The following is a 23,025-nucleotide window of genomic DNA, read 5'->3' on the forward strand; positions in this document are numbered from 1 at the left end:
AAACTCACCATGATGAGCCAAGAGCAGAATGACCTGATCACGCGCATCGGTCCGAAGGCGCCCGCCGGCAAGTTGATGCGCCAATACTGGCAGCCCGCGGCGCTGGTCGACGAGTTGGAAGGCGAACGGCCGATCCGGCCCGTCAAACTGCTTGGCGAGGATTTCGTGCTGTTTCGCGACGATCAGGGCCGCTACGGCCTGCTCGATCGCGACTGTCCGCACCGCGGCGCCGATCTGGCATTCGGCCGGCTCGAAGGCGGCGGCGTGCGCTGCGCGTTCCATGGCTGGCTATTCGATGTCGAAGGCAAGTGCCTGGAAACCCCGGCCGAGCCGGTCACCTCCAAACTTTGCGCCGGCATCAAGCAGCGCGCGTTCCCCGTCGTCGAGAAGGGCGGCATCCTGTGGGCCTATCTCGGCGAAGGCGAGCCGCCGGCCTTCCCGGAGCTGGATTGTTTCGCCGCACCCGGAGTCTACACCTTTGCCTTCAAGGGCTTGTTCGACTGCAACTGGCTGCAGGCGCTGGAAGTCGGCATCGATCCCGCGCACGCCTCGTTCCTGCACCGTTTCTTCGAGGACGAGGATACTTCGGCTGCCTATGGCAAGCAGTTCCGCGGCGCCTCGTCCGGCAGCGAGATGCCGATGACCAAGATCTTGCGGGAATACGATCGGCCGATCATCAACGTCGAGTCGACCGAATTCGGCCTGCGGCTGATCGCCCTGCGCCAGCTCGACGACGAGCGCACCCATGTGCGCGTCACCAACCAGATTTTCCCGCACGGCTTTGCGATTCCGATGAGCACGGAGATGACCATCACGCAGTGGCACGTACCGGTCGATGATGAGAGCTGCTACTGGTATGCGATCTTCACCAGTTACACCAAGCCGGTGGACAAGGTGAAAATGCGCGAGCAGCGCCTCGAACTCTACGAGCTGCCAAACTATGTCTCGCGCAAGAATCGCAGCAACGATTACGGCTTCGATCCGCACGAGCAGGCGCATGAGACCTATACCGGCATGGGCGCCGACATCAACGTTCACGATCAGTGGGCGGTGGAATCGATGGGCAAGATCCAGGATCGCACCCGCGAGCATCTCGGCACCTCAGACAAGGCGATTATCGCTTATCGAAAACTGCTGCGGCAGGAGATCGAGAAGGTCGCCGGCGGCCAGAAGCCGATGATGTTCCTCGACGCGGGCAACGCGCGCAGCATCCAGGGCCCCGCCACGATGGACGGCATCGGCCCGACCCGCGGCTGGGAAACCTACTGGATGGAAGTCGACGTCGCCCGCCGTCGTGGCGCGCCGTGGGCTGCGCCCGTGCCGAACGAAACGCCGGCCACCGTCACGCGCCTCACGGCCGCCGAGTGATCGGCTTCCCATTGTTTTACAGGAGAGTGCGTTGAGTTTCGTCGAACGCCACGGCCTGTGGTCCGCAGAACAGAAGGACGCCGCCGTCCGGCTCAGACGCATCGTCGAGGAACAGAAGCTGGAAGTGATCCGGCTGTCGTTTCCGGATCAGCACGGCATCCTGCGCGGCAAGACGCTGATCGCCAGCGAGGCGCTGCGCGTATTGGAGAACGGCTGCAACATCACCACCACGATGTTCGCCAAGGACACTTCGCACAAGTCGGTCTTTCCGGTGTTCACAGCCGGTGGCGGTTTCGGCATTCCGGAAATGCAGGGCGCAGCAGACGCCCTGATGATTCCTGACCCCTTGACCTTTCGCGTGCTGCCGTGGGCCGAGGCCACCGGCTGGCTGTTGTGCGACGTGCATTTCGCCGATGGCCGCCCGGTGCCGTTCGCGACGCGCCATCTCTACAAGGGCGTGCTCGCCGACCTCAACAGACGCGGCTATGACTTCGTCGCCGGTCTCGAGGTCGAGTGTCACATCTTCAAGAGCGAAGAGACCCGGATGGCGCCGGAAGATGCCGGGCAGCCCGGACGCCCGCCGGATGTAAGCCTTCTCTCGCACGGCTTTCAGTATCTCACCGAGCAGCGCTACGACCAGATGGAACCGGTGCTTGAATTCATCCGCCGCGATGTGATGGCGCTCGGCCTGCCGCTGCGGTCGGTGGAAGTGGAATACGGACCGAGCCAGTGCGAATTCACCTTCGCGCCCACCGTCGGCCTGACGCCGGCGGATTCCATGGTGCTGTTTCGGAGCGCCGTAAAGCAGATATGCCATCGCCGCGGCTATCACGCCACGTTTATGTGCCGGCCGAAGATTCCCAACGTGGTGTCGTCCGGCTGGCATCTGCATCAGTCGTTGGTGTCGCGCGACACCGGCAAGAACGCATTTATGTCCACGGATGACGGCGAGCCGTTGTCGCCCTTCGGTCGCGGCTATCTCGCGGGCTTGCTGGCGCACGCGCGCGCGGCGACCGTGTTCACGACGCCGACCATCAACGGCTACAAGCGCTACCGTTCCTATTCGCTGGCGCCGGACCGCGCGATCTGGGGCCGCGACAACCGTGGCGCGATGATCCGCGTGCTGGGCGGTCCGAACGATTCCGCGACGCGACTGGAAAATCGCGTCGGCGAGCCCGCCGCCAATCCGTACCTCTATATGTCTTCGCAAATTCTCGCCGGACTCGACGGCGTCGATCGCGCGCTCGACCCCGGCCTGTCGGCGGATACACCCTATGACAGCGACGCACCGCTGTTGCCGAAATCGTTGCGCGAGGCGGTGTTCGCGCTGAAGGACGATCCGTTCTTCCGCGAGAAGATGGGCGCGACGATGGTGGATTACTACACCCACATCAAGAATGCCGAGATCGAGCGATTCCAGGCCGAAGTCTCCGACTGGGAGCAGCGCGAATACTTCGAGATGTTTTGAAGCGGCGGCTTGCGGTCTTTCCGGCACGTTTATTGAATACAGCTTTCCGACAAAGTTTTCTCCCTTCAACGAGGACTGCTCTGATGAACCGATCCACAAAATCGATCCTGTCCGTCGCCATCCTGGCCTTGATGAGCGGCACCGCTTCCGCCGACGTCATCAAGGTCGGCGTGATCGGCACGATGTCCGGTCCCTACGCGCTGTTCGGCGCCAACTACAAGATGGGCATCGACGCCTGGGTCGCCGAGCATGGCAACAAGGTCGGCGAGCACACCATCGAATTCATCTACAAGGACGAGGAAGGCCCGAATCCCGCGAAGTCCAAGGCGCTGGCGCAGGAGTTGATCGTCAAGGACAAGGTGCAGTATCTCGCCGGCATGTACTTCACGCCGAACGCAATGGCCGTGGCGCCGCTGCTGGAAGAATCCAAGACGCCGCTGGTGGTGATGAATGCCGCGACGTCCTCGATCGTCGAAAAGAGCCCCTATATCGTGCGCACCTCGTTCACGATGTGGCAGAACACCGTGCCCGCTGCCAACATCGCCTTCAAGAACGGCTCGAAGAAGGTTGCCATCGCCGTCAGCGACTATGGTCCGGGTATCGATGCTGAAGCCGCGTTCAAGAAGACGTTTGAAACCGACGGCGGCGCCGTCGTCGAAGCGATCCGGATTTCGCTCAACACTACCGACTTCAGCCCCATCATGCAGCGCATCAAGGCGGCCGGCGCCGACACCATCTTCACCTTCCTGCCGTCCGGTCCGCCGACACTTGGTTTCATCAAGGCCTATGTCGACAACGGCCTAAAGGCCGATGGCGTCAAGCTGATGTCGACCGGCGACGTCGTCACCGAGATCGATTTGCCGGGGATCGGCGACAACAGTCTCGGCATCCTCTCGACCTATCACTACGCGGTGTCGCACGAGAGCCCGGAAAACAAGGCGTTTCTCGCGTCCATCGTCAAGAATGGCGGCAAGGTCGAGGACGTCGCGATGACCGGCGTCGCGGCCTATGACGGCGCGCGCGTGATCTATGAGATGATCAAGGCCACCGACGGCAAGCGCGATCCGGACAAGGCGATAGCTGCGGTGAAGGGCATGAAGTGGGTCAGCCCGCGCGGCCCGGTATCGATCGACCCCGACACCCGCCACATCCGCCAGAACGTCTACCTGCGCACCGTAGTCAAAGAGAACGGCAGACTGATCAACAAGGAAAGCGGCACCGTGTTTCCGGATCAGCCGGATTGGGCGCTGAGCAAGAAGTAACAACTAAACTGTCGTTCCGGGGCGCGAGCGCACCTGCGCGAGCGAGCCCGGAACCTCGGAATGAGACGATGAACATCTCGGGATTCCGGATCTGCATCGGCCGGCTTTGCCGTCCGCTGCATCCCGGAATGACAGTATTGTGGCCCTTTACCGAGTACACCATGCGCCTTGCTCTCAGCATCCTTACCGACGCGTTGGCCTATGGCATGGTGCTGTTCATCATCTCGATCGGCCTGTCGATCATGATGGGCCTGATGCGCGTGGTGAATCTGGCGCACGGCGCCTTCGCGATGATCGGCGGTTACCTCGCCTCCTACGCGATCCGCGACCTCAATGTGCATTACAGCGTCGCCATTCTCCTGGCGGTCGTCGGCACCATCATCGTGTCAATCCCGTTCGAATTGCTGCTGTACCGCCGCATCTATCGCAAGTCCGATCCACTGATCCAGGTGCTGATGACCATCGGCATCACCTTCCTGATCATCGGCGTGGTCAATTTCATCTTCGGCCCGACGCTGAAGCCGATCCCGCTGCCGCCATTGTTGAGCGGTCCGCTCGATATCGGCTTTCGTTCGATCCCGACGCACCGGCTGTTCGTTGTCGCCTGCGGCGTCGTCACGGCGCTTTCACTGTGGTGGCTGATCGAGAAGACCGAGTTCGGCATCAAGCTGCGCGCCTCCGTCGATCACAGCGGCATGGCGGATTCGCTGGGTATTCGGACCGAGATTATCTACGCCGTCACCTTCGCGCTGGCGATCGGGCTTGGTGCCTTCGGCGGCGTGGTCGGCGCCGAAATCCTGCTGATCGAGCCGTTCTACGCCCTGCGCTACATGGTGACGTTCCTCGTCGTGGTCTCGGTCGGCGGCGCCGGTTCGATCATGGGGGCGCTGTCGGCCTCCATGCTGCTCGGCCTCGCCGATACCACCGGAAAATATCTCGCGCCGGAGTTCGGCGAGTTCTTCTTCTACCTCACCGTCATCGTCATCGTGTTTCTGTTTCCGCACGGCTTGTTCGGGAGATCGCACGCATGAGCGAGATCGCGATCAACCACGTGCTGACGAGGCGGCACACGCCGCTCCTGCATGAAGCGCTGAGCACGCTGGCGATCGCCGCGCTCGGCGCGGTCGGCTATTTCCTGTTTCCGGACGATCTGGCCTTCCTGACGCGGCTGATCGGCATCTGCTTCATCGTGTTGTCGCTCGATCTGGTCACCGGCTATTGCGGTATCGCCACGCTCGGCCACGCCGCGAATTTCGGCGTCGCCGCCTATGCTGTCGGCGTCGCCTGTGTCCGCGGCGTCACTGATCCCCTGGCGTTGCTCGCGGTCGGCCTCTTCGCCGGCGCGGTGATGGGGCTGATCTCCGGCGCGCTGATTGCGCGGTTCCGCGGGCTGCCGCAGCTGGTGCTGTCGATCGCGGTGGGACAGCTCGTCGCTGCGCTCGCCAACAAGCTGCAATGGCTGACCGGCGGCAGCGACGGCCTGTCCGGCATCGTGCCCGGCAAGGTGCTCGGCCTCTATAATTTCGATATGTACAGCCGGACCGCCTACCTGTTCTCGCTCACGGTTCTCGTCATCGTCTTCGTCGCCTTGTCGCGTTTCGTGCGCTCGCCGTTCGGGCTGATGTGCCGGGCCATCAAGGATGATGACCTGCGCGCCCGGATGATCGGCGTTGCGGTCTATCCGCGCCTCGTCCTCATGTACGGCGTGTCGGGCGCGGTCGCCGGCATCGGCGGTGCGCTCACCGCGATGAGTACCGGCGTGGTCGGGTTGGATGGAGTCAGTTTTGAGCGTTCCGCCGAAGTGCTTGTCATGCTGGTGCTCGGCGGCGCGGGCCATCTGTGGGGCGCGCTGGCCGGCGCGGTGCTGTTCCAGATCTTCGAGCACATCGTCTCGGCCGCCAATCCGTTCCACTGGATGACGCTGGTGGGGTTGCTGCTGATCCTGATCGTGGTGTTCGCCCCCAAGGGATTGATCGCGCCGGTGCTGGCGCTAGCGGCACGCCTGACCGGACGGGGCAGGGTGTCATGAGCGGCCTGCTCGAAGCCCGCAACGTCTCGCTCGCCTTTGGCGGATTGCAGGTGACCCGCGACGTCAGCTTCAGCCTCAACGCCGGCGACCGTGTCGCGCTGATCGGTCCGAACGGCGCCGGCAAGACAACGCTGGTCAACCTCATCACCGGCGATCTCATGCCGAGTGCCGGCCAGTTCTGGATGGGCGACGACGAGATCACGGGGCACAGCATTCCCGAGCGCGTGCAGCGCGGGCTGGTGCGCACGTTCCAGACCACGCGGCTGTTCCAGAACCTCACGGTCGCCGACAACGTCGCGCTCGCCATCATGCAGCGCAGGGGGATCAGCAAGCGGTTCTTCTCGTCAGCGACCGAACAGCCCGAAGTGCGGGCCGAATGGAGCGAGATCCTGAGCAATCTCGGGCTCGATCGCCTCGCTTATCGCCGGGTGATCGAACTCGCTTACGGCCAGCAGCGGCTGGTCGAACTTGCCATCGGTCTCGCACTGCGCCCCAAAGTGTTGCTGCTCGACGAGCCCGCGGCCGGCGTGCCGCATGACGAGGCGCCGAAGATCCTGGAGGCGATCAACTCGCTGCCGGCGGACATCGCGGTGCTGATGATCGAGCACGACATGGATCTGGTGTTCAAGTTCGCCGCCCGCGTGCTGGTGCTGGCGGCCGGTCGGCTGATCTTCGAGGGATCGCCGAAGGATGTGACCGCGGATCACGAAGTGCGCCGCGCCTATCTCGGGAGCTATGCCGATGCCCGCCGCGGCGCTTGAAATCAACGGCCTTTGCGCCGGCTACGGCCCGACCCGGATCATCGAGGACATCGCGTTTTCGGTGCAGGCCGGCGATCGCCTCGCCGTGCTCGGCCGCAACGGGATGGGCAAGACCACGTTGCTGGCGACCCTGATGGGCCTTACTACGCGCCACAGTGGCCGGATCGGCATCGGCGGCGAGGACGCCACGTCGATGCGGACGTCCGCGCGCGTCGGGCTTGGTATCGGCTACGTGCCGCAGACCCGCGATATCTTTCCATCCTTGACGGTGGAGGAAAATCTGCGCACCGGGCTGAAGGGGCGTCTGCCCACGGCGCTGGACGAGGCCTATGCGATGTTTCCGCGGCTGCGCGACCGCCGCCGCAACTACGGCATGCAGCTCTCGGGCGGCGAGCAGCAGATGTTGTCGATGGCCCGCACGCTGCTGGGCAAACCGCAGGTGCTGCTGCTCGATGAACCGCTGGAAGGTCTGGCGCCGGTGATCTGCGACGAGTTGATGGCGCTCTTGGGCCAGCTCGCCGCCAGCAAGGAGGTCACCATCATCCTGGTCGAGCAGCAGATCGAGCGCGCGCTGGATTTCGCCGACAGCGTCATGGTGCTGGAGCGCGGCCGCACCAGCTGGACCGGCAGACCGGAGGCGTTGAGATTGGACCGCGCGCTGGTCGACAGACTGGTCGGCGTGGGCATCCATTAGTCCGGGAAACCTGTCCCCGGGCCGCGAAGGGGATCAGCCCGGTCAGGCCCTGAAGATCGTGATGCCGAGCAACAGCAGCACGATGAAGATCGCAACGAAGATGTAGAACAGCGCGCGGGCGACGTCGGCCGAGGCCGCGGACACCCCGGTGAAGCCGAAGATGCCGGCCACGATCGAGACGAAGAAGAAGATCAAGGCCCATTTCAAGATGCTCATTGCGCAGCTCCTGTTTGCATGCGGCGAAAACGCGCGGCTCCCATAGTTGGTTCCTCCAGCCGCGCAGAAGCCTACCGATTGGGCCTGCAAAGCGAGAAAAGCCCAATTTAAACGGCCCCTTAACCAAAACATCCCTAAATGTAGAGGCGCGCGGCGGGCTCGAACGAGCGGTCCTGCGGCTTCGACGTTGACCGCCAATTGGCTGTTTCCGCGACGGCAAAGGTCCGGATTTTCCGGGTGAGTAGGGTTCAGGATGGGCGTCGCTTGCAGGGATGGCTGGTTGCTTCGTGAAGGCTGCGCTACCGCAGCCCGCAGCCTTGGCGTGAATGCGTGATGGCCGAGATGCAACAACAGCCCTCCACCATTCCCGCGCCTCCGGACGCCGCCGGTCCCAGCCCGGTGCAGACGATCTGGCGCCATCGCTCGTTGTTCGCCGCAGTGTTCTGCGGCGTGCTCGTGCTGACCGCCGTGCTGCTGGTCGTGCTGCCGGTGCGCTATCTCGCGGTCGGCTCGGTGATCGTCGCCGAGCAGGAGCCGGGCGGCACCGCGAACGTTAATTCCTCGGTATGGGCGCAGAAGATCGGCGATCCCGCGGACGTCGAGAGCCAGTTGCTGGTGATCCGCTCGCCGCGGCTGATGCGGCTGGCGATGGCGGCGCCGGGCGTGGTCGATGCCGCGGTCCTGGAGTGCCAGACCGGTTTCGGCGGCGGCTCGTCCTGCGACAAGATGAAGACCGACAGCGGCGCTTTCGTCGATTACGTTTCCTCGCGCTATTCGATCGGCGCGGTCGGCCGCTCCCGCGTCATCAACATCTCCTATACTTCCTCGCTGGGCGAAGTCGCGCAGACAATGGCCAATGCGCTGACCAATGCTTTCCTTGCCGATCAACGCGTTGCCGGCTCCGACAGTCGCGAGATCGCCGCCTCCTATCTCTGGAAAGAAGTACGCCAGCTCGATGCGGAAGTGCGCGAGGCCGACAGCAAGATCCAGGCATTTCGTCGCACCAAGGGTTTGATGCGCGGCTCGATCGCGCCGATCAGTTCGGAACGTCTCACCAGCATCAGCCAGCAGCTCTCGACCGCCGAGGCGGCACGCGCTGATGCGCTCGCGAGGCTGCAGGAGATCAAGGCCAGCGCTTCGCGCGGCGCCTTCGATGCGCCCTCGGTGCTGGCGAACCGCTCGATCGCCGATCTCAAACAGCAGCTCACCGTGGTCGCCGCGCAATATGCCAGCCAGGCCAATGTGCTCGGCCCCCGCCATCCGTCGCTGCGCGCGCTGGAGCAGGAGCAGATCGCGATCAAGGACCGCATGACGGCGGAAGTCGCCAACATCTCCTCCAGTGCCCAGAAGGCCTATGATGCCAACGATACGCTGGTCAATTCGCTGAAGAAGCAGATGGAGACGGTGAAGTCCGAAGTCGGCTCCGCGACATCCGACGAAGCTTCGATCGAGAGCATGGTGCGTGGCACCGAGATCAAGCGCCAGCAATATGCCGACCTCTACAAGCGCGCCTCCGAGCTGGAGACCGAACGCCGCGTGCTGATCGGTAGCACAAGGCTGGTCAGCCTGGCCGAGTTGCCGGCCAAGCCGTTCTTCCCGAAGAAGATCCCGTTCCTCGCCGCCGGCGCCACTATCGGCCTGCTCCTGGCGCTGAGCGCCGCTTTCTTTGGCGACCGGTTCAAGTTTGGCAACCTGCGGCAGTTCACTCCCGCGCCGCGTCGTGATGTGCCCGACGAGGCTGTGCCGGCCAGCACCATGCCGGCTGCCGCTGCGCCGCCTGCCGCTGTGTCAGCAGCCGCTGCGCCGTTGATCGTGCCGGAAGTCACGGGCGCGAGGCCGATCCCGATGGCTGCGCCGGCGCCGGCCGGTTCGTTGTCTGAACTGGCCGTCGTCACGGGTGCGCCGATTCTGGCCCGGCTGCCGTCGATCCGGAAACCCCCGGAATCCGCGATTGGCGCTATCCTCACCGCGCAGTCCGGCGCATCGCTGACGAAGTCGCTGGCGCTGGCGCAGCAGGACCGCGCCTTCCAGGACGGGCTGCGGCAACTGTCGGCTGGATTGTTTGCCGGTCATGATAGCAAGCGACGCCATCTGCTGGTGGCGTCACCGGCGCCGGCTGAAGGCAAGACTTTCCTGACGTTGGCGCTGGCGCAGTATCTGGCGATGTCCGGCCGTAACGTGCTGGTCGTGGAATGCGATCTCGGCGCGCCGAAGTTCGAAGCCGCGCTCGGGCTGCGCGGCAGTATGGGGTTGCAAGGCATTTTGCGAGGCGACGTCCAGCCGCGTGACGTCGTGGTCCGCACCTCCACGGCCAATCTCGATGCCATCGCGGCGGGGCCGTTCGCAAACTCGGCCGATTTGATCATGCAAAAGCCGCTGGCCGATCTGCTGCAGTGGAGCCAGATTTACGACGTTGTGCTGATCGATGGCCCGTCGCCGACCGTACAGCTCGATATCGGCGTGCTGGCGCGGCAGGTCGATGGCGTCCTGATGTGCATGCGCACGGGCCGCTCCTCGATCGGTCAGGCCATCGCCACCTCGGCTTCGATCCGTGCCGCCGGCGGCGACCTCGTCGGCATCGCCATCACCATGGCGCAGTCCGACACCGCCGCCGCCCGTGAGGTCGAACGGATGCCGGCCTATGCCGGCGCGGTCTGATGGCCAAGCCGCGCGTTCTGTTCGTCTGCCACACCGGAGCGATTTCCGGTGCAGAGCTGGTACTGGTCGATCTCGTGCAACCCTGGGCCGGTGAGTCGGCGCTGCTGTTCGAGAACGGCCCGTTGGCGCCTGCGCTGGCGGCCAAGGGACTCAAGGTCACGGTGTCGCGCTGGGGACAAGGGCTGACGCAGGTGCGCCGCGACAGCTCGATCCTCAAGGTCATTCCGCTGGTCGGCCGGTTGTTCGGGATCGTCCTTGAGACCATCGCCGCGGCGCGCCGCCATGACGTTGTCTACGCCAATTCGCAGAAGGCTTTCGTGCTCTCCGCGCTTGCGGTCAGCGTCGCGCGACGGCCGCTGATATGGCACCTGCATGATATTATCAGCTCCGTGCACTTCGGTGCTATGCAGCGCCGCGTGCAGGTGACGCTGGCAAACCTCTTCGCCAGCCGCGTCGTGGTGCCCTCAAAGGCCTGCGCCGATGCCTTCATTGCAGAGGGCGGCAAGCAGCCGCTGGTCGTCGTGGTGCCGAACGGCCTCGACATCGCGCCGGAGGCGCTTTCGCCGGCGCAGATCAGGCAACAGCTGCAATTGCCGGAAGGTCCGCTGGTCGGCGTGTTCAGCCGTCTGGCGGCGTGGAAGGGCCAGCATGTCGTCTTGCAGGCACTGGCCAGGACGCCCGGCGTGAGCTGTATCATTGCCGGCGACGCGATGTTCGGCGAGCAGGCCTATGCGGCCAAACTCAACCAGATGGTCATCGATCTTGATCTCGGCGACCGCGTGCATTTTCTCGGTCGGCGCAGCGACGTGCCGCGGTTGATGCGCGCCGTCGATGCGGTCGTGCACCCCTCGATCGATCCCGAACCGTTTGGCCGTACCCTGGTCGAAGCGATGCTGGCCGGTGTGCCGGTTATCGCCACCGATGCGGGGGCTGCGTCCGACATTCTCCAAGCTGGCCGCGCCGGCACGCTGGTGCCGCCGGGCGATGCCGACGCGCTGGCTGCGGCGATCATCAACATCATGTCGAAGCCGCCCGAACTGGCAGCACAGCTTAACTATGCGGAAGCGCGTGCCAAATCGCATTACGGCGCTGCGCAGATGCTGCGGGCCATCGCCGGCGTCATCGACGATGCCTCGGGAGCGCGCGCGTGACCGCGGTCACCCTGTCCAGTTTCAGGGCCAGCGTCTGGCCGGTGCCGGGCTGGGTCGTCGCCTTGGCGCTGCTCGCCGGGACGGCGCTGATTGGCGGCGCGCTCGGTTCGATCTCGCGACCGCTCTTCATGCTCGGCTGCGTCGGTGTCGGCTGGTATGCATGGCGGCAGGGGCCGGCGGCGCATTTGCAGGCGGCGCTGATGCTGTTCGCCTTTGCGCCGTTCGTGCGCCGCGTCGTCGATCTGACGGCCGGCTTCGACCAGTCCGGCCTGCTGCTGGTCGGCCCGTTGCTCGCGATCCTCGCGCCGGCGCCGCGGCTTTGGCGACTGCTGGAGGCGCGGCTGTCGCCGAGCCGTGAATTATGGCCGGTGCTGATCGTTGGGATCTGCGTCGTCTATGGCACGGCGCTTTCGATCATGCAGGCCGACTGGATGAATGCTGCGTCCGGCGCGTTGAAATGGATCGCTCCGCTGGTCTATGCCGCGGCGTTGATCGAGACCGACAAACGCGACGAACTGGTGCAGGCCGCCGCGTGGGCGTTCCTGCTGATCCTGCCGGCGATCGGCGTCTATGGCATTTTGCAGTACATCAATCCGCCGGATTGGGATGTGTACTGGATGCAGTATGCGTCGATCACATCGGCCGGCCTGCCGCTGCCCTATATGGTGCGCACCTACAGCACGATGAACTCGCCGGCCTCCTTCGCCACCTTCGTGGCGGTCGGCCTGATGATCGTATGCTTTGCGCGCCTGCCCTGGTTGGCGCTGTTGCTGACCACGCCCGCAGCCTTCGCGCTGTTGCTGTCGTCGTACCGCACGGCGTGGATCTCGCTCGCAGTCGGCATCCTGTTCTGCCTGCTGTTCGGCGCTACCCGCCGCAAGGCCGCCGTGATCTCCATCGGCGTGGTCGTGGTCGTCGTGCTGGCAGCGACGCTGACGCCGTTCGGCGAAAGCATCGCTGAGCGTGTCGCGACGCTCGGCGAGGGCTCGCAGGACGGCAGTGCGCAGGAACGGCTCGAGGAATTCGTCACGCTGTGGAGCCAGTGGGATTCTTCCGCAATCGGCAGCGGGTTTACGACGACCGACGCCGGCACCGCCGGCGCGATGCCGATCGACGGCATGATCATCGCCTGCTGGGTGACGATGGGCATCTTCTTCGGGCTGATCTGCCTGGCCGCGCTGGTCTGGGCGGGGCTCAATACGATATGGACGGCATGGCATGACACCAGCCGCGAGGCCGTGATCGTCGGCGCGCTGGGCCTCGGCGGGCTGATGCAGATTCCGCTGGCAAACATTACTTCCGGCGAGGCCGGGTTCTTTTTCTGGACCTTTGCGGTGTTGTCTACGCCGCGGCTGCGCGGATCGGTGGACTCACGGAGATGACAAGTCCAAACAGCATTGCCGTGATCGGCGCAGTCCCTGAAGCCGGCCCAATGGGCTCCCTCCGAGCCGTGGCGGTATAGCCTTGTCCAAATCCTCGACGCGCCGCTTTACCGCCATCCTGATCAGCGGCGCCCTGGCCAGCAAGGTGCTCGGCTTCGGGCGCGAGATACTGATGGCCAACGTGCTCGGCGCCTCTCTGGTCGCCGACGGCTTTCGCGGCGCGATCACCGCGGTGATGCTGCCGCTGGCGTTCCTGCAGAACGAGAGCGTGCCGGCGATCATGATCCCGATGCATCGCGATGCGTTGAAAGCGGGCAACGGGCCGCAGCGTCTCGGTGCGCTCACGGTCGCCGTCACCGCCGTTGCGACGCTGCTGATGATCGGCATCCAGATCCTCGGTGAATACTGGATCCACGCCTTTGTCGGCGGTTTTTCGGCGGAGGGCCGCAGCCTGACGCTGGACTTCGTGCGGATCATGGCGCTCGGCATGCCGGCTTCGGCGATGATCAACGTGCTGGCCGCCGGCGAGATTGCGCTCGGCCGCACGCGGCTTACCAATGTCCGCGCCAGCATCCTCAACATCGCGGTGCTGATCGGCATCGCGCTGCTGTCGGCGTCCGGCAATTTCCACACCTTGGCCTGGTCGTTTTCGATCGCTTTCAATGTGCTCGGCGCCTGGGGCCTCTACACGATGTGGCGCGAGGGCGTGCTCAGCTTCCGCGGGCTGACGCTGGCGGATGTGGCGTCGGCAGGCCGTGAATACCTGCGCCGGCTGCGGCCGTTGCTGGCGCTGCCGGTCGCGGAGCAGGCCAATGTCTGGGTCGAGCGGCTGCTTGCGTCGCGGGTCGCGACGGGCGCCGTGGCATCGATGGACTATGCGCGCACGCTGACCGAAAGCGCGCTGCTGTTGATCAGCCAGCCGGTCGGGTTGGCCGTGCTGTCGAGCCATCCGCCGAAGGATCCCGCCGCCCAGGTCGAGTCGATCGCCCGCCCGATCCTGGCCCTGGCGCTGCCGGCTTCGGCGTTCCTGGTCATGTTCGCCCCCGAGATCGTGCGGCTGGTATTCTTCCGCGGCGCCTTCAACGACCACGCGGTTACGCTGACCAGCCAAGCGTTGCGCGGCATCGCCTTCGGCCTGTGGGCCTCGACGCTGGGCTGGATCCTGATACGAATTCTTAACGGTGCCGGCCGGAATTTTGCGGCCGCAGTGATTATTGTAACCGCCTACGTGGTAAATACCGCTGTCAACTTCCTGACGTTGCAGGTTTTGGGCGCTGGCGACGGCACACTGATGTTGGGTGTTGGTGAAACTGCCCGCGGCTTTGTGCTGTTGGCCGGCGTCGTGATTGCTCTGGATTCGCGCCGCAAGCTGTTGTGGCTGATCCTGCTGGCGAGCTTCCCTGCGGCGCTGATGGCGCTGCTGGGCTGGCAGATTCACGAGCGTATCGACGGCACGTTGCCCCGTCTGATGGCCGGCGGTCTTGCTTATCTGGCGTGCATCGCCCTGGGCGTTGCGATGTTGATACCGAGCCTATGCGTTGCGGCATTTGCGCGCGTGCGGCTCTTGCTACGAATTTAGAGGATGTTTTGGGATAGAACGCGCTCTGTGGTTGGGAAGTTTCCATGAAACATTTTTTGTCCGGCGTCGCGAAGCAATTAGCTACCTCGGAAGCGTTGATCCGGCCGATCACGATGGCCGCTGATTTTTTCATGAGCGCACGCGGTTGCCTGGTGACCTTTCATCGCGGCGCATCGGCGCAAGCGTGGGAAAAACTGCCGAACCGCGATTTCTATCTCGACCTCGATTTTCTCGATCAGTTCCTGTCCTATCTGACGCATCGCGGCTGGGACGTGGTGACGATGGAGGAGGCGCTGCGCCGCTCCGCGCTCGGTCGGGCCAATGATCGCTTCATCAACTTCTCGATCGACGATTGCTACCGCGATACGTTCGAGCAAGTGGTGCCGCTGTTTCGCCGCCACGATCTGCCGGTGACGTTGTTTGTTACCACCGGGATACCCGACGCTACGCTGCCGCTGTGGGCGGCAGGACTTGAGGACGTGTTGCTCACCCATGATCGCGTGATGTTCGAGGACGGCGCTGTCGATGTCGCGACCTTCGAGGACAAGAATGCCGCGTTTCACCGCGTTGCCGGACAATGGGACGGCCCGCATGCCGCCGCGTGCTACGTCGAATTCTGCAAGCTCAACGATATCGACATCGACGCGATGCACTGGAAGCACGCGATCTCCTGGGAAATGCTGGAAGCGCTGCGCGACGATCCCCTGGTCGAGATCGGCGCCCATACTGTCAGCCATCCCCACGTCTCGTCGCTGACGCCCGAGCGCGCGCGCGCCGAACTGCAGGGCAGCCGCGACCGGCTGATCGAAAAGCTCGGAATTCCGTGCCGGCACTTTGCGTTTCCCTATGGCCGCAGCGCCGATTGCGGGCCGCGCGATTTTGAGATCGCGCGCGACAGCGGCTTCGTCAGCGCCGCGACCACGCGGAAAGGCCTGATGCGCAGCGGGCAGGATGCCTTCGACCTGCCGCGTAATACGATCAACGGCGCGCACCGTAGCCTGGCGACGATGGAATTGCATCTCACCGGCCTGACCGGCGCGGCCGCGAGGATGACCGGGCGTGTCTGATTCCAAGCGTCTGAAGATTCTGTCGATCGCCCACCCTGCCATGACCGCCGACGGCGGCCGGCTGCGCTATTACGAAATGGTCAAGCGCAGTGATGTCGATGTCCACCTCGTGGTGCCTGCAGATTGGCACCAGTTCGGCCGTACGCTGCATGCCGATCTCTCCCGTGATGATCGCCTGAAACTGCATATCCTGCCGATCGCGTTCAAGCGCGCGGGGCCGATGAGCTGGTACCTGCATTTCTATCCCGGCCTGCGCCGGTTGATCAGGGAAATCGATCCTGACGTCATTCACCTATGGGAGGAGCCCTGGAGCGTCGTCGCCTTGCAGGCGCGCTTCGTGAAGGGCCGGGCGGCGATGGTCATGGAAGTCGACCAGAACATCCTGAAGCGGTTGCCGCCGCCGTTCGAATTTATCCGCAAGCAGGTGCTGGGCCACACCGACCACGTGCTGTCGCGCAGCCCCGACGCCACGGCGGTGGTGCGCGCAAGGGGTTATCAGGGTCCGGTGACGTCAATCGGCTACGGCGTCGATCTGGTGACCTTTCATCCAGCCGCAGAAGCCTCGCCTGCTCGCGCGACGCGGCCGGATTTTCGCATCGGCTATGTCGGGCGGATCGTCGAGGAAAAGGGCCTCGACGACGCGCTCGATGCTTTGAAGATGACGGCGGCGCGGGTGTCGCTGGCGATCATGGGTGAGGGGCCGCACGAGGCGCGGCTGCGCGAGCGGATCGTGGAACTCGGCCTCTGCGACCGGGTGACTATCCGTGGTTGGGGCACACCGACTGATGTCGCGTCATTCCTGCGCAGTCTTGACGTCATGATCTTGCTGACGCGCACCACCAAATCGGTGCGCGAGCAGTTCGGCCGCGTCATCGTCGAGGCGCAGGCCTGTGGCATTCCGGTGATCGGCTCGCAGGGCGGCGCCATTCCGGATGTCGTCGGCGACGGCGGCTGGATCGTGCCGGAGCGCGATCCCTCGGCTTTGGCCAAACTGCTCGATGTGATTGCTGATGATCCCTACGCGCTTCGGGCGCAAGGTCTGGCCGCACAGTCGAACGTCTCCGACCGTTTTACGTACCGCGTCGTCGCTGACGACCTGATTTCGGCCTGCGCAGCCGCGGCGGCGCGGCGAGGCTAGACCGTGGCGGTGATCGTGCGCGCCGAACGGGCTTCCTTGGAAGCCTGCACCTGCTCCAGCAGCGCGATGTAGCGCGCGCCGACATGGTCCCATCCGTAGTCGAGGGCGGTGGCGCGAGCGCCGTCGCGCAGCCGCTGCGTCAGTTCGGAATTGGAAAACGCGTGCTCGATTTTGGCCGCGATGTCCGCGCCGTCCATCCGGATCTGGTAGCCGTTGACGCCATCGACCAGATAATCCTCAATGCCGCCGACCGGGGTTGCGAACACCGGCACCGAACAGGCCATCGCTTCCATGCAGACCAGCGAGAACGTCTCGTAGGAGGTCGGCAGCACGAAGCCGTCGGCGGCCGAATACAGCGCCGGCATGTCGGTGCGCGACCCTGCGAATACCAGACGGTCGGCCGAAGTCGTCGCCATCTTGCGATATGACGCGGGATTGTCGGAGCCGACGACCAGCAGCCAGACATTGGGGCCGAGCCGTTCCAGCGCAGCGATGGCATGCGCCAGCCCCTTGCGGCGGAATTCATGGCCGGCGAACAGCAGTAGTCGAGCGTCCTCGGGAATGTTGAACTCGACGCGCACCGCGCGGCCGGCAGCGGAATCCTGCACGAAGCGGGTGAGGTCGATGCCGTTCGGGATCACCTGGATCCGCGACGGAGGCACCGCGTAGATTGCTTGCAACTCGGTGGAGACCCGCGGCGACACCGCGACAAACATCCGGTAACGCAAGCCGCCGATCATCCAGCGGTCGCGCAGCGCCACCCAGAGATGAAGCGGATTGAGCAGCCACGACCAGTCCTGCGCGTTGCGCTTTTCGGCGAGGCTTTGCGCGTTGACGGCGTGGACCACCAGCACATCGCCCGTCAGGCTGTCGCCGTGGCTGATGATGACCGCGTTGGGATGCCGGATCGCCGCGCGCGTCGCCAGGATCGTGAACACCGGGACCACAATGAAACGGCCAAAGTAGCGTAGTACACCACGCGTGCGGATCCGGGATAGCCAGGCGCCGACCCGCTCGATCCGCGTCTCCGGGTTGATACGGTTGCCGACGGCACTGGCCAGCACGGTGTTGGCGACCTTGGCGCGGCTGAACGCGGCGGCAAGTTCGCAGGCGACGCTTTCGACGCCGCCAACCGTGCTCAGCTCCTGGACTATTTGAACGATCTCGATTGTCATAAGGTGACGCTATAAGGGGACCGAATGAACCAGTATCAGAAATGGATGGCCGTGGCCGTCTTGTTATCTTTATCGATGTCGCACGTTCATGCTGCGGACGCCATTGTACCGGTTTCACCTTTGCGAGATCGCATCGGTGGCGGAAACCTTGTGACACATATGACTGGGGCGCCGTCCGTGCAGCTATATACCGCCCTGCACGGCGTCGGCGCCAAAATGGGACGGATGGACTCCTACGGCTGGCGTCACCTCGATCGCAAGCCCATTCCGAAAAATTTCGATGCCGCGATGCTGGAAGCACATCGCAATGGTATTATGCCGATCATCCTGTTGGAATACGAAGGCAGCTATCAAACGCTGCAACCTCCGCAACCGACAGGATCATACGACGATTGGTTCGCGGCAGGGCAGGCTTTCGCCAGGCGTTTTCGTCCAAATGGTGAATGGGGTGTTGAAAACGGTATCAAAAACTGGGGTGTGGAAATATATACCGCGATCAACGAGCCCGACGTGCAGGCGACGATCCCGCGCGATGTCTACCGCGATGCGATGGCCGGGCTCGCTGACGGCGTGCACAGCATCGACGCGAAACTGCGCGTCGTGCCCGGTGGTTTTGCGACCTGCAATTCGCACCATGACGCAACCTTGCGCGGCTACGGCCCCGCCATCGCCGGCCTGTTGCAGGACGGCCGGCTCGACGGTATCGATCTGCACACCTACTACCATGCGCAGTGGTACCCGCTGACCCGCGGCCGCGAATTTTCGGCGCAGACCTGCTTTGAGCGTATCAAAACGACGATGGGCCTGACACGCGACATCAATTTCTATTCCACCGAATTCAACATCACCCGCGACGGCGCCTGGTTCGATCCACACCTTGCCGCCAAACTGTTTCTCACGGCGTTGTGGGACAATGCCGGCGTCGTCCGTGCCGACGGCAAGACCTCGGCGACCGTGCTGGCGTTTCCTTGGAATCTCGCCGACACCGGCCGCATCGAAGGCCCGGCCTATGCGATGGCCGCGTCCGAAACGCCGTGGACGCCGGACCCGCGCGCGAAAGTTTTGCGCATGGTGCTCGAGCTGGCCGGCGACATGACCTTCACGGCGCTGGATCGGCAGTCCGGCAAGTACACGCTGGAAGGCGCGGCCGGCCAGTTGCAGGTCTGGCAGGACGTGAAGGGCTGGACCGAAACCTGGGGACCAGTCTGGGAAGTACAATTGCCGCCATGGGCAACAACAGCCGAATTATGGGCCTGGGACGGCAAGCGCCGCGACCTCGCGGTCAGCAATGGCCGCGTGGTGCTCACCGGCCTGCCGGCCGATGAAACCTACATGCTGTACCTTCCGCGTCTGAGGAAATAATCGGCATCTGAAAGGGGTACGCAGCAGTCCTGGATCAAAACGTCTTGGATCAAAACGCCATTTCGTCGAAAGCCCGCGCAATATCCGTGGCGGCGTCTTGCAGATGCTGCATCAGCCTGTTCTGCGCCACCTTCGGCGTACGGTAGACCGGCGCGACGAAGGAGATTGCGGTGACGATGCCGCTGTCGTCAACGATACCGACCGCGCCTGACACGACATGCGGCGTAATCTCGGCGTAGGATTCCGCCCAGCCCTGGCGGCGGATGGCGGTGAGTTCGTCGCGCAGCGCCGTGCGTTGCGGAGCAAACGCTGGATTGCGCGCCACGACGTCGTCGAGCGTCGCCTCGATCTGCGCCGGCGGAAGCTGCGCCAGCAATATCTTCGGCGCGGCGCCGCGATGCAGCGGCAGCGCCATGCCGACCTCAAACGTCATCTGGAAACGCGAGGTCGCCTCGACACGTTCAAGACAGACGGCGCGGTCGCCGGAGCGGCGTACCAGCATCACGGTCTCGCCGGTCTGCTGCGACAGGCTGCGCAGCCGCGGTCGCGCGATCGAGGCGAGGCCGGTACCGGCGCGGGCGGCCTGCGCCAGCCCGATCACGCGCGGTGCCAGCACAAAGTTCCCGCGGCCGTCTTCGTCGATCAGCGCGGCTTCCTTGAGGATGTTGAGATAGCGATAGGTCGAGGATAGCGGCAACCCGATACAGGCGGCGAGGCTTTCGGCCGTATGCCGCGGTCGGTCGATCGAGAACGCCAATAGCGCGCGCAATACCTTCCGCGAGCTGCCTTCGGCGGAAGGCAACGCGTTGCGGATATTGCTTTCGGCTTGCAGAACCGTGTCGTGATCGAGCACCGACATCACCATCCGATCCGCGTCATCGCGGATAAAGAATACAGCCTGCAAATACCATAAAATAAGATGCGGTTACCGGCAAACGGGAAACACGGTAGGGAATTTTCTATTGAGTTTCTTAGCTAATTTGGTTGGTGGACCGCAGGTAATCGGCGACCCCTAGCAACTGCTTCCGGATATTGCTTGCCGCAGTGACTTCCCAGAACGCGCCACGCGTTGCGGGTCCCACCGCATAGAGGCCTTGATGGGCATAGCCTGCGGCGTCGCGCAGCCGGCAGTTTGGATCGACGTCGAGGCCGAGGCCGAGCGCACCGCGCCGTGCCTGGCCCCCTGCCAGCAACGAGCCGATTAGCGGATCGCCGATCCGGTCGTAGCGTTCTTCCGGGCCGGTGCAGTTCAGGATCCAGTTGGTCGCAAGATGCTGTTCGCTGCCGCCGCGCCGGCGCAGCCTGGCATCGTGTCCCGTCGGCGTGGCGACGGCCGAGACGATATTGCCGGCGACCACGGATAGCCGGCCATCGCTCTGCCACTGTTCCAGCGAAGTCGCGACATCCGGCGCCAGCCGGTGGCGGTGCGACAGCCAGTAGGCGCGCAGATGTCGCGAGAACCGCGCTTGTTCGCCTGTCGAAAGCCCCTGCCAGAATCCGGCGGTCTGCAGCCGGAATGTATCGATCGAAGTCTGCCACGGCAGACCGGCCGCCTGTTTGCGGCGGATGTCCTCCCGCAGTGAATGCAGCAGCCCGCGCACCGTGCGTATCGGCCAGATCTCGACCGGATCGGGATCGGCGACCGTCGCCACGTCAACGCGCGGCAGCAGGCCGCGGCGGGAGAGCATCGTGACCTCTTTTCGGATGCCACGATGCATGAGGTCGATGACGATATCGACCGCGGTGGCGCCGGTGCCGATCACCAGCACGCGGTCGTCCGGTGCAATCGCATCGAGCGCACCACTAGTCCAGACATTGTCGATTGAGCGCGCCGACGGCTCGATGCCGGGAAACGGTGATGGCGGCTGGTTGCCGATGCAGAGCACCGCCATGTCGGACTCGATCGCATCGCCCGAAGCAAGCTCGATCCGGTAGCGGTCGCCGCTGCGCGCAACGGCGACCGCTGTGGCCGTGCGCTGCTCGAGCCGGCCGGTGGCGTCGATCTTTGCGAGCTGGTCGCAAAGGAAATCGCCGTAGGTCCATCGCGGCACGAAGGAATCGGAGTATTCCGGCCCGGTCACGTCGCCGCGTGCGGCGAGCCAGTCGACGAAGGCCTCGGAATCTTCGGCATCGACGCCGCCCATCTTGATGGCGGGGACATTGATGCGATGCCATTTTTCCGGTGCGGAATAGGCGAGGCCGCGGCCGAACCGGCCGTCGCGATCGAGCAGCGTGAGGCGACCGATACCAGGCAATTTCGAGAGAATGATCGCAGCCAGCGTGCCGGCAGCGCCGCCGCCGACGATGGCGACGTGGCGAAGTGTGGAAGGAAGAGAAGTCATGCGGTGTTCTATTCGCTCAAAGGCTATGCGTCGCCATGAATCGTTCTGGCGTCATTCTGGCGGCGAGTAGCCGGCAGGATCGATGGCGCCGGGCCGTCCCGCCAGCGACAGCTGCGCGATGCGGGCCGGCGTTTCCGCAATCACGCGGCCGCGGCGGATGACCGCGAGCCGCGTTGCCTTCAACCGGATCGCCTCGATCGGATCGCGCGCCTGCAGCAGTACCAGGTCGCCGTTGCAGCCGACATCAAGGCCGTAGCCTTCGAGCCCCATTATTGTCGCCGGGTTCGTCGTCACCGTGTCGAAGCAATAGCGCATTGCCTCGCGGCTGGTCATTTGCGCAACATGCAGGCCCATATGCGCGACCTCCAGCATGTCGGCGGAACCCAGCGAATACCACGGGTCCATGCAGCAGTCCTGACCGAACGCGACATTGATGCCGTGCGGTCGCATCTCCGGCACCCGCGTCATGCCGCGGCGCTTCGGGTAGCTGTCATGGCGGCCCTGCAGCACGATGTTGATCAGCGGATTGGCGATTGCTGCTACACCGGCTTCGGCCATCAGCGGCAGCAGTTTGGAGACGTAGTAGTTGTCCATCGAATGCATCGAGGTGAGATGCGAGCCAGCGACGCGGTCGTGCAGGCCGAGCCGCTGCGTCTCGTAAGCCAGCGTTTCAATATGACGCGACAGCGGATCGTCGCTCTCGTCGCAATGCATATCGACGCGCAATCCGCGCTTTGCCGCGATCTCGCACAGCGCCTTCACCGATGCCGCGCCATCCTGCATCGTGCGTTCGAAATGCGGGATGCCGCCAACGACGCTGACGCCCTTGTCGAGCGCCCGTGCCAGATTGGCGGCGGCCGTGGGCGAACGAAAATAGCCGTCCTGTGGAAATGCCACCAGTTCGAGATCGAGATAGGGCGCGACCTGCTTCTTGACGTCGAGCAGCGCATCGACGGCCAGTAAGCGGTCGTCGCAAATATCGATATGGCTGCGCACCGCCAGCAGGCCCTGTGCCACCGCGAGGTCGCAATAGCGCAGCGCGCGCTCGACCAGCGCCTCGTAGGTCAAAAGCGGCTTCAGCTCGCCCCACAGCGCGATGCCTTCCAGCAGCGTGCCGGAGACGTTGAGGCGGGGCAGGCCGAGCGACAAGGTCGCATCCATGTGGAAATGGATGTCGACGAATGGCGGCGACACCAGATGTCCGGCGGCATCGATGACGCGGCCGGCGTCACCCTCAAGCTTCGGCTGCACCGCAACGATGCGACCGCCCGCGATGGCGATAGCCTGGCCGCGGCGGCCATCCGGCAGGTTCGCGTTGCGAATGAGAAGATCGAACGTCATGCGGCCCTTTGCGTCGTTGCAGGGGAATTATC

The 23,025-nt window shown here is 64.2% G+C and carries 19 protein-coding genes; 14 read left to right on the forward strand and 5 right to left on the reverse strand.

The features are described 5' to 3' along the window. Positions 1 to 9: 9 nt before the first annotated feature. The 7 genes from JWQ24_RS18285 to JWQ24_RS18315 all read left to right on the forward strand — a co-directional run bounded on the left by JWQ24_RS18285 (position 10) and on the right by JWQ24_RS18315 (position 7,582). Positions 10 to 1,368, forward strand: a complete 1,359-nt coding sequence (locus JWQ24_RS18285) for an aromatic ring-hydroxylating dioxygenase subunit alpha (protein WP_299811071.1) — start codon at positions 10 to 12, stop codon at positions 1,366 to 1,368. Between the two features lie 31 nt (positions 1,369 to 1,399). Further along, positions 1,400 to 2,836 (forward strand): glutamine synthetase family protein, encoded by a 1,437-nt coding sequence (locus JWQ24_RS18290; protein WP_299811074.1) that lies wholly within the window; start codon positions 1,400 to 1,402, stop codon positions 2,834 to 2,836. A gap of 83 nt (positions 2,837 to 2,919) precedes the next feature. Continuing rightward, complete coding sequence (locus JWQ24_RS18295) at positions 2,920 to 4,098, forward strand: ABC transporter substrate-binding protein (RefSeq protein ID WP_299811077.1); 1,179 nt, start codon at positions 2,920 to 2,922, stop codon at positions 4,096 to 4,098. Positions 4,099 to 4,259: 161 nt separating this feature from the next. After that, complete coding sequence (locus tag JWQ24_RS18300) at positions 4,260 to 5,129, forward strand: branched-chain amino acid ABC transporter permease (protein ID WP_299811231.1); 870 nt, start codon at positions 4,260 to 4,262, stop codon at positions 5,127 to 5,129. Further along, on the forward strand, positions 5,126 to 6,127 hold the full coding sequence (locus JWQ24_RS18305; RefSeq protein WP_299811080.1) for a branched-chain amino acid ABC transporter permease: 1,002 nt from the start codon (positions 5,126 to 5,128) through the stop codon (positions 6,125 to 6,127). Before JWQ24_RS18300 ends, JWQ24_RS18305 begins: the two co-directional genes overlap by 4 nt. Then, positions 6,124 to 6,888: an ABC transporter ATP-binding protein gene (locus JWQ24_RS18310; RefSeq protein ID WP_299811083.1), complete on the forward strand. Its 765-nt coding sequence runs from the start codon at positions 6,124 to 6,126 to the stop codon at positions 6,886 to 6,888. The genes JWQ24_RS18305 and JWQ24_RS18310 overlap by 4 nt, the downstream gene beginning before the upstream one ends. After that, the gene (locus JWQ24_RS18315; RefSeq protein WP_299811086.1) at positions 6,869 to 7,582 is read left to right on the forward strand and encodes an ABC transporter ATP-binding protein; all 714 of its coding nucleotides are present in this window, start codon (positions 6,869 to 6,871) and stop codon (positions 7,580 to 7,582) included. Before JWQ24_RS18310 ends, JWQ24_RS18315 begins: the two co-directional genes overlap by 20 nt. A 42-nt stretch (positions 7,583 to 7,624) precedes the next feature. Here JWQ24_RS18315 and JWQ24_RS18320 read toward each other — a convergent pair whose 3' ends face one another. Next, positions 7,625 to 7,798 carry a DUF1328 domain-containing protein gene (locus tag JWQ24_RS18320; protein WP_299811089.1) on the reverse strand — a complete coding sequence of 58 codons (174 nt, stop codon included), beginning with the start codon at positions 7,796 to 7,798 and terminating at the stop codon, positions 7,625 to 7,627. A gap of 333 nt (positions 7,799 to 8,131) precedes the next feature. Here JWQ24_RS18320 and JWQ24_RS18325 point away from each other — a divergent pair, with 333 nt between their 5' ends. The 6 genes from JWQ24_RS18325 to JWQ24_RS18350 all read left to right on the forward strand — a co-directional run bounded on the left by JWQ24_RS18325 (position 8,132) and on the right by JWQ24_RS18350 (position 16,773). Continuing rightward, positions 8,132 to 10,456, forward strand: a complete 2,325-nt coding sequence (locus tag JWQ24_RS18325) for a tyrosine-protein kinase domain-containing protein (RefSeq protein ID WP_299811092.1) — start codon at positions 8,132 to 8,134, stop codon at positions 10,454 to 10,456. After that, the gene (locus JWQ24_RS18330) at positions 10,456 to 11,607 is read left to right on the forward strand and encodes a glycosyltransferase (protein WP_299811097.1); all 1,152 of its coding nucleotides are present in this window, start codon (positions 10,456 to 10,458) and stop codon (positions 11,605 to 11,607) included. Before JWQ24_RS18325 ends, JWQ24_RS18330 begins: the two co-directional genes overlap by 1 nt. Further along, positions 11,604 to 12,989 carry an O-antigen ligase family protein gene (locus JWQ24_RS18335; RefSeq protein WP_299811099.1) on the forward strand — a complete coding sequence of 462 codons (1,386 nt, stop codon included), beginning with the start codon at positions 11,604 to 11,606 and terminating at the stop codon, positions 12,987 to 12,989. The genes JWQ24_RS18330 and JWQ24_RS18335 overlap by 4 nt, the downstream gene beginning before the upstream one ends. Before the next feature lie 82 nt (positions 12,990 to 13,071). Then, entirely contained in the window at positions 13,072 to 14,568 is a 1,497-nt protein-coding gene (locus JWQ24_RS18340; RefSeq protein WP_366521453.1) for a lipid II flippase MurJ, read from the forward strand. A gap of 44 nt (positions 14,569 to 14,612) precedes the next feature. Further along, positions 14,613 to 15,635, forward strand: coding sequence for a polysaccharide deacetylase family protein (locus tag JWQ24_RS18345; RefSeq protein WP_299811101.1), 1,023 nt, complete (start codon positions 14,613 to 14,615; stop codon positions 15,633 to 15,635). Beyond that, positions 15,628 to 16,773, forward strand: a complete 1,146-nt coding sequence (locus JWQ24_RS18350; protein ID WP_299811103.1) for a glycosyltransferase — start codon at positions 15,628 to 15,630, stop codon at positions 16,771 to 16,773. Before JWQ24_RS18345 ends, JWQ24_RS18350 begins: the two co-directional genes overlap by 8 nt. Here JWQ24_RS18350 and JWQ24_RS18355 read toward each other — a convergent pair. After that, the gene (locus tag JWQ24_RS18355; protein WP_299811106.1) at positions 16,770 to 17,948 is read right to left on the reverse strand and encodes a glycosyltransferase family 4 protein; all 1,179 of its coding nucleotides are present in this window, start codon (positions 17,946 to 17,948) and stop codon (positions 16,770 to 16,772) included. The two genes, JWQ24_RS18350 and JWQ24_RS18355, sit on opposite strands and share 4 nt — an antisense overlap. Before the next feature lie 177 nt (positions 17,949 to 18,125). On the opposite strand from JWQ24_RS18355, the gene JWQ24_RS18360 reads away from it, so the two are divergent. Continuing rightward, complete coding sequence (locus JWQ24_RS18360; RefSeq protein ID WP_366521454.1) at positions 18,126 to 19,310, forward strand: hypothetical protein; 1,185 nt, start codon at positions 18,126 to 18,128, stop codon at positions 19,308 to 19,310. A 49-nt stretch (positions 19,311 to 19,359) separates the two neighbouring features. Here the strand turns inward: JWQ24_RS18360 and JWQ24_RS18365 are convergent, their stop codons facing one another. From JWQ24_RS18365 to JWQ24_RS18375, 3 genes are all read right to left on the reverse strand, one after another. Further along, complete coding sequence (locus JWQ24_RS18365) at positions 19,360 to 20,169, reverse strand: IclR family transcriptional regulator (protein ID WP_299811109.1); 810 nt, start codon at positions 20,167 to 20,169, stop codon at positions 19,360 to 19,362. A 112-nt stretch (positions 20,170 to 20,281) separates the two neighbouring features. After that, positions 20,282 to 21,652, reverse strand: a complete 1,371-nt coding sequence (locus JWQ24_RS18370) for an FAD/NAD(P)-binding protein (RefSeq protein WP_299811112.1) — start codon at positions 21,650 to 21,652, stop codon at positions 20,282 to 20,284. A gap of 51 nt (positions 21,653 to 21,703) precedes the next feature. Next, positions 21,704 to 22,993, reverse strand: coding sequence for an amidohydrolase family protein (locus JWQ24_RS18375; protein WP_299811114.1), 1,290 nt, complete (start codon positions 22,991 to 22,993; stop codon positions 21,704 to 21,706). Positions 22,994 to 23,025: the final 32 nt, after the last annotated feature.

Source organism: Tardiphaga sp. (genome assembly GCF_028290495.1).
GTDB lineage: Bacteria > Pseudomonadota > Alphaproteobacteria > Rhizobiales > Xanthobacteraceae > Tardiphaga.

Coding starts and splice junctions, on each gene's coding strand:
- JWQ24_RS18285 (WP_299811071.1), top strand. CDS start 10: ATGATGAGCCAAGAGCAGAATGACCTGATCACGCGCATCGGTCCGAAG.
- JWQ24_RS18295 (WP_299811077.1), top strand. CDS start 2,920: ATGAACCGATCCACAAAATCGATCCTGTCCGTCGCCATCCTGGCCTTG.
- JWQ24_RS18300 (WP_299811231.1), top strand. CDS start 4,260: ATGCGCCTTGCTCTCAGCATCCTTACCGACGCGTTGGCCTATGGCATG.
- JWQ24_RS18305 (WP_299811080.1), top strand. CDS start 5,126: ATGAGCGAGATCGCGATCAACCACGTGCTGACGAGGCGGCACACGCCG.
- JWQ24_RS18310 (WP_299811083.1), top strand. CDS start 6,124: ATGAGCGGCCTGCTCGAAGCCCGCAACGTCTCGCTCGCCTTTGGCGGA.
- JWQ24_RS18315 (WP_299811086.1), top strand. CDS start 6,869: ATGCCCGCCGCGGCGCTTGAAATCAACGGCCTTTGCGCCGGCTACGGC.
- JWQ24_RS18320 (WP_299811089.1), bottom strand. CDS start 7,798: ATGAGCATCTTGAAATGGGCCTTGATCTTCTTCTTCGTCTCGATCGTG.
- JWQ24_RS18325 (WP_299811092.1), top strand. CDS start 8,132: ATGGCCGAGATGCAACAACAGCCCTCCACCATTCCCGCGCCTCCGGAC.
- JWQ24_RS18330 (WP_299811097.1), top strand. CDS start 10,456: ATGGCCAAGCCGCGCGTTCTGTTCGTCTGCCACACCGGAGCGATTTCC.
- JWQ24_RS18345 (WP_299811101.1), top strand. CDS start 14,613: ATGAAACATTTTTTGTCCGGCGTCGCGAAGCAATTAGCTACCTCGGAA.
- JWQ24_RS18355 (WP_299811106.1), bottom strand. CDS start 17,948: ATGACAATCGAGATCGTTCAAATAGTCCAGGAGCTGAGCACGGTTGGC.
- JWQ24_RS18365 (WP_299811109.1), bottom strand. CDS start 20,169: ATGTCGGTGCTCGATCACGACACGGTTCTGCAAGCCGAAAGCAATATC.
- JWQ24_RS18370 (WP_299811112.1), bottom strand. CDS start 21,652: ATGACTTCTCTTCCTTCCACACTTCGCCACGTCGCCATCGTCGGCGGC.
- JWQ24_RS18375 (WP_299811114.1), bottom strand. CDS start 22,993: ATGACGTTCGATCTTCTCATTCGCAACGCGAACCTGCCGGATGGCCGC.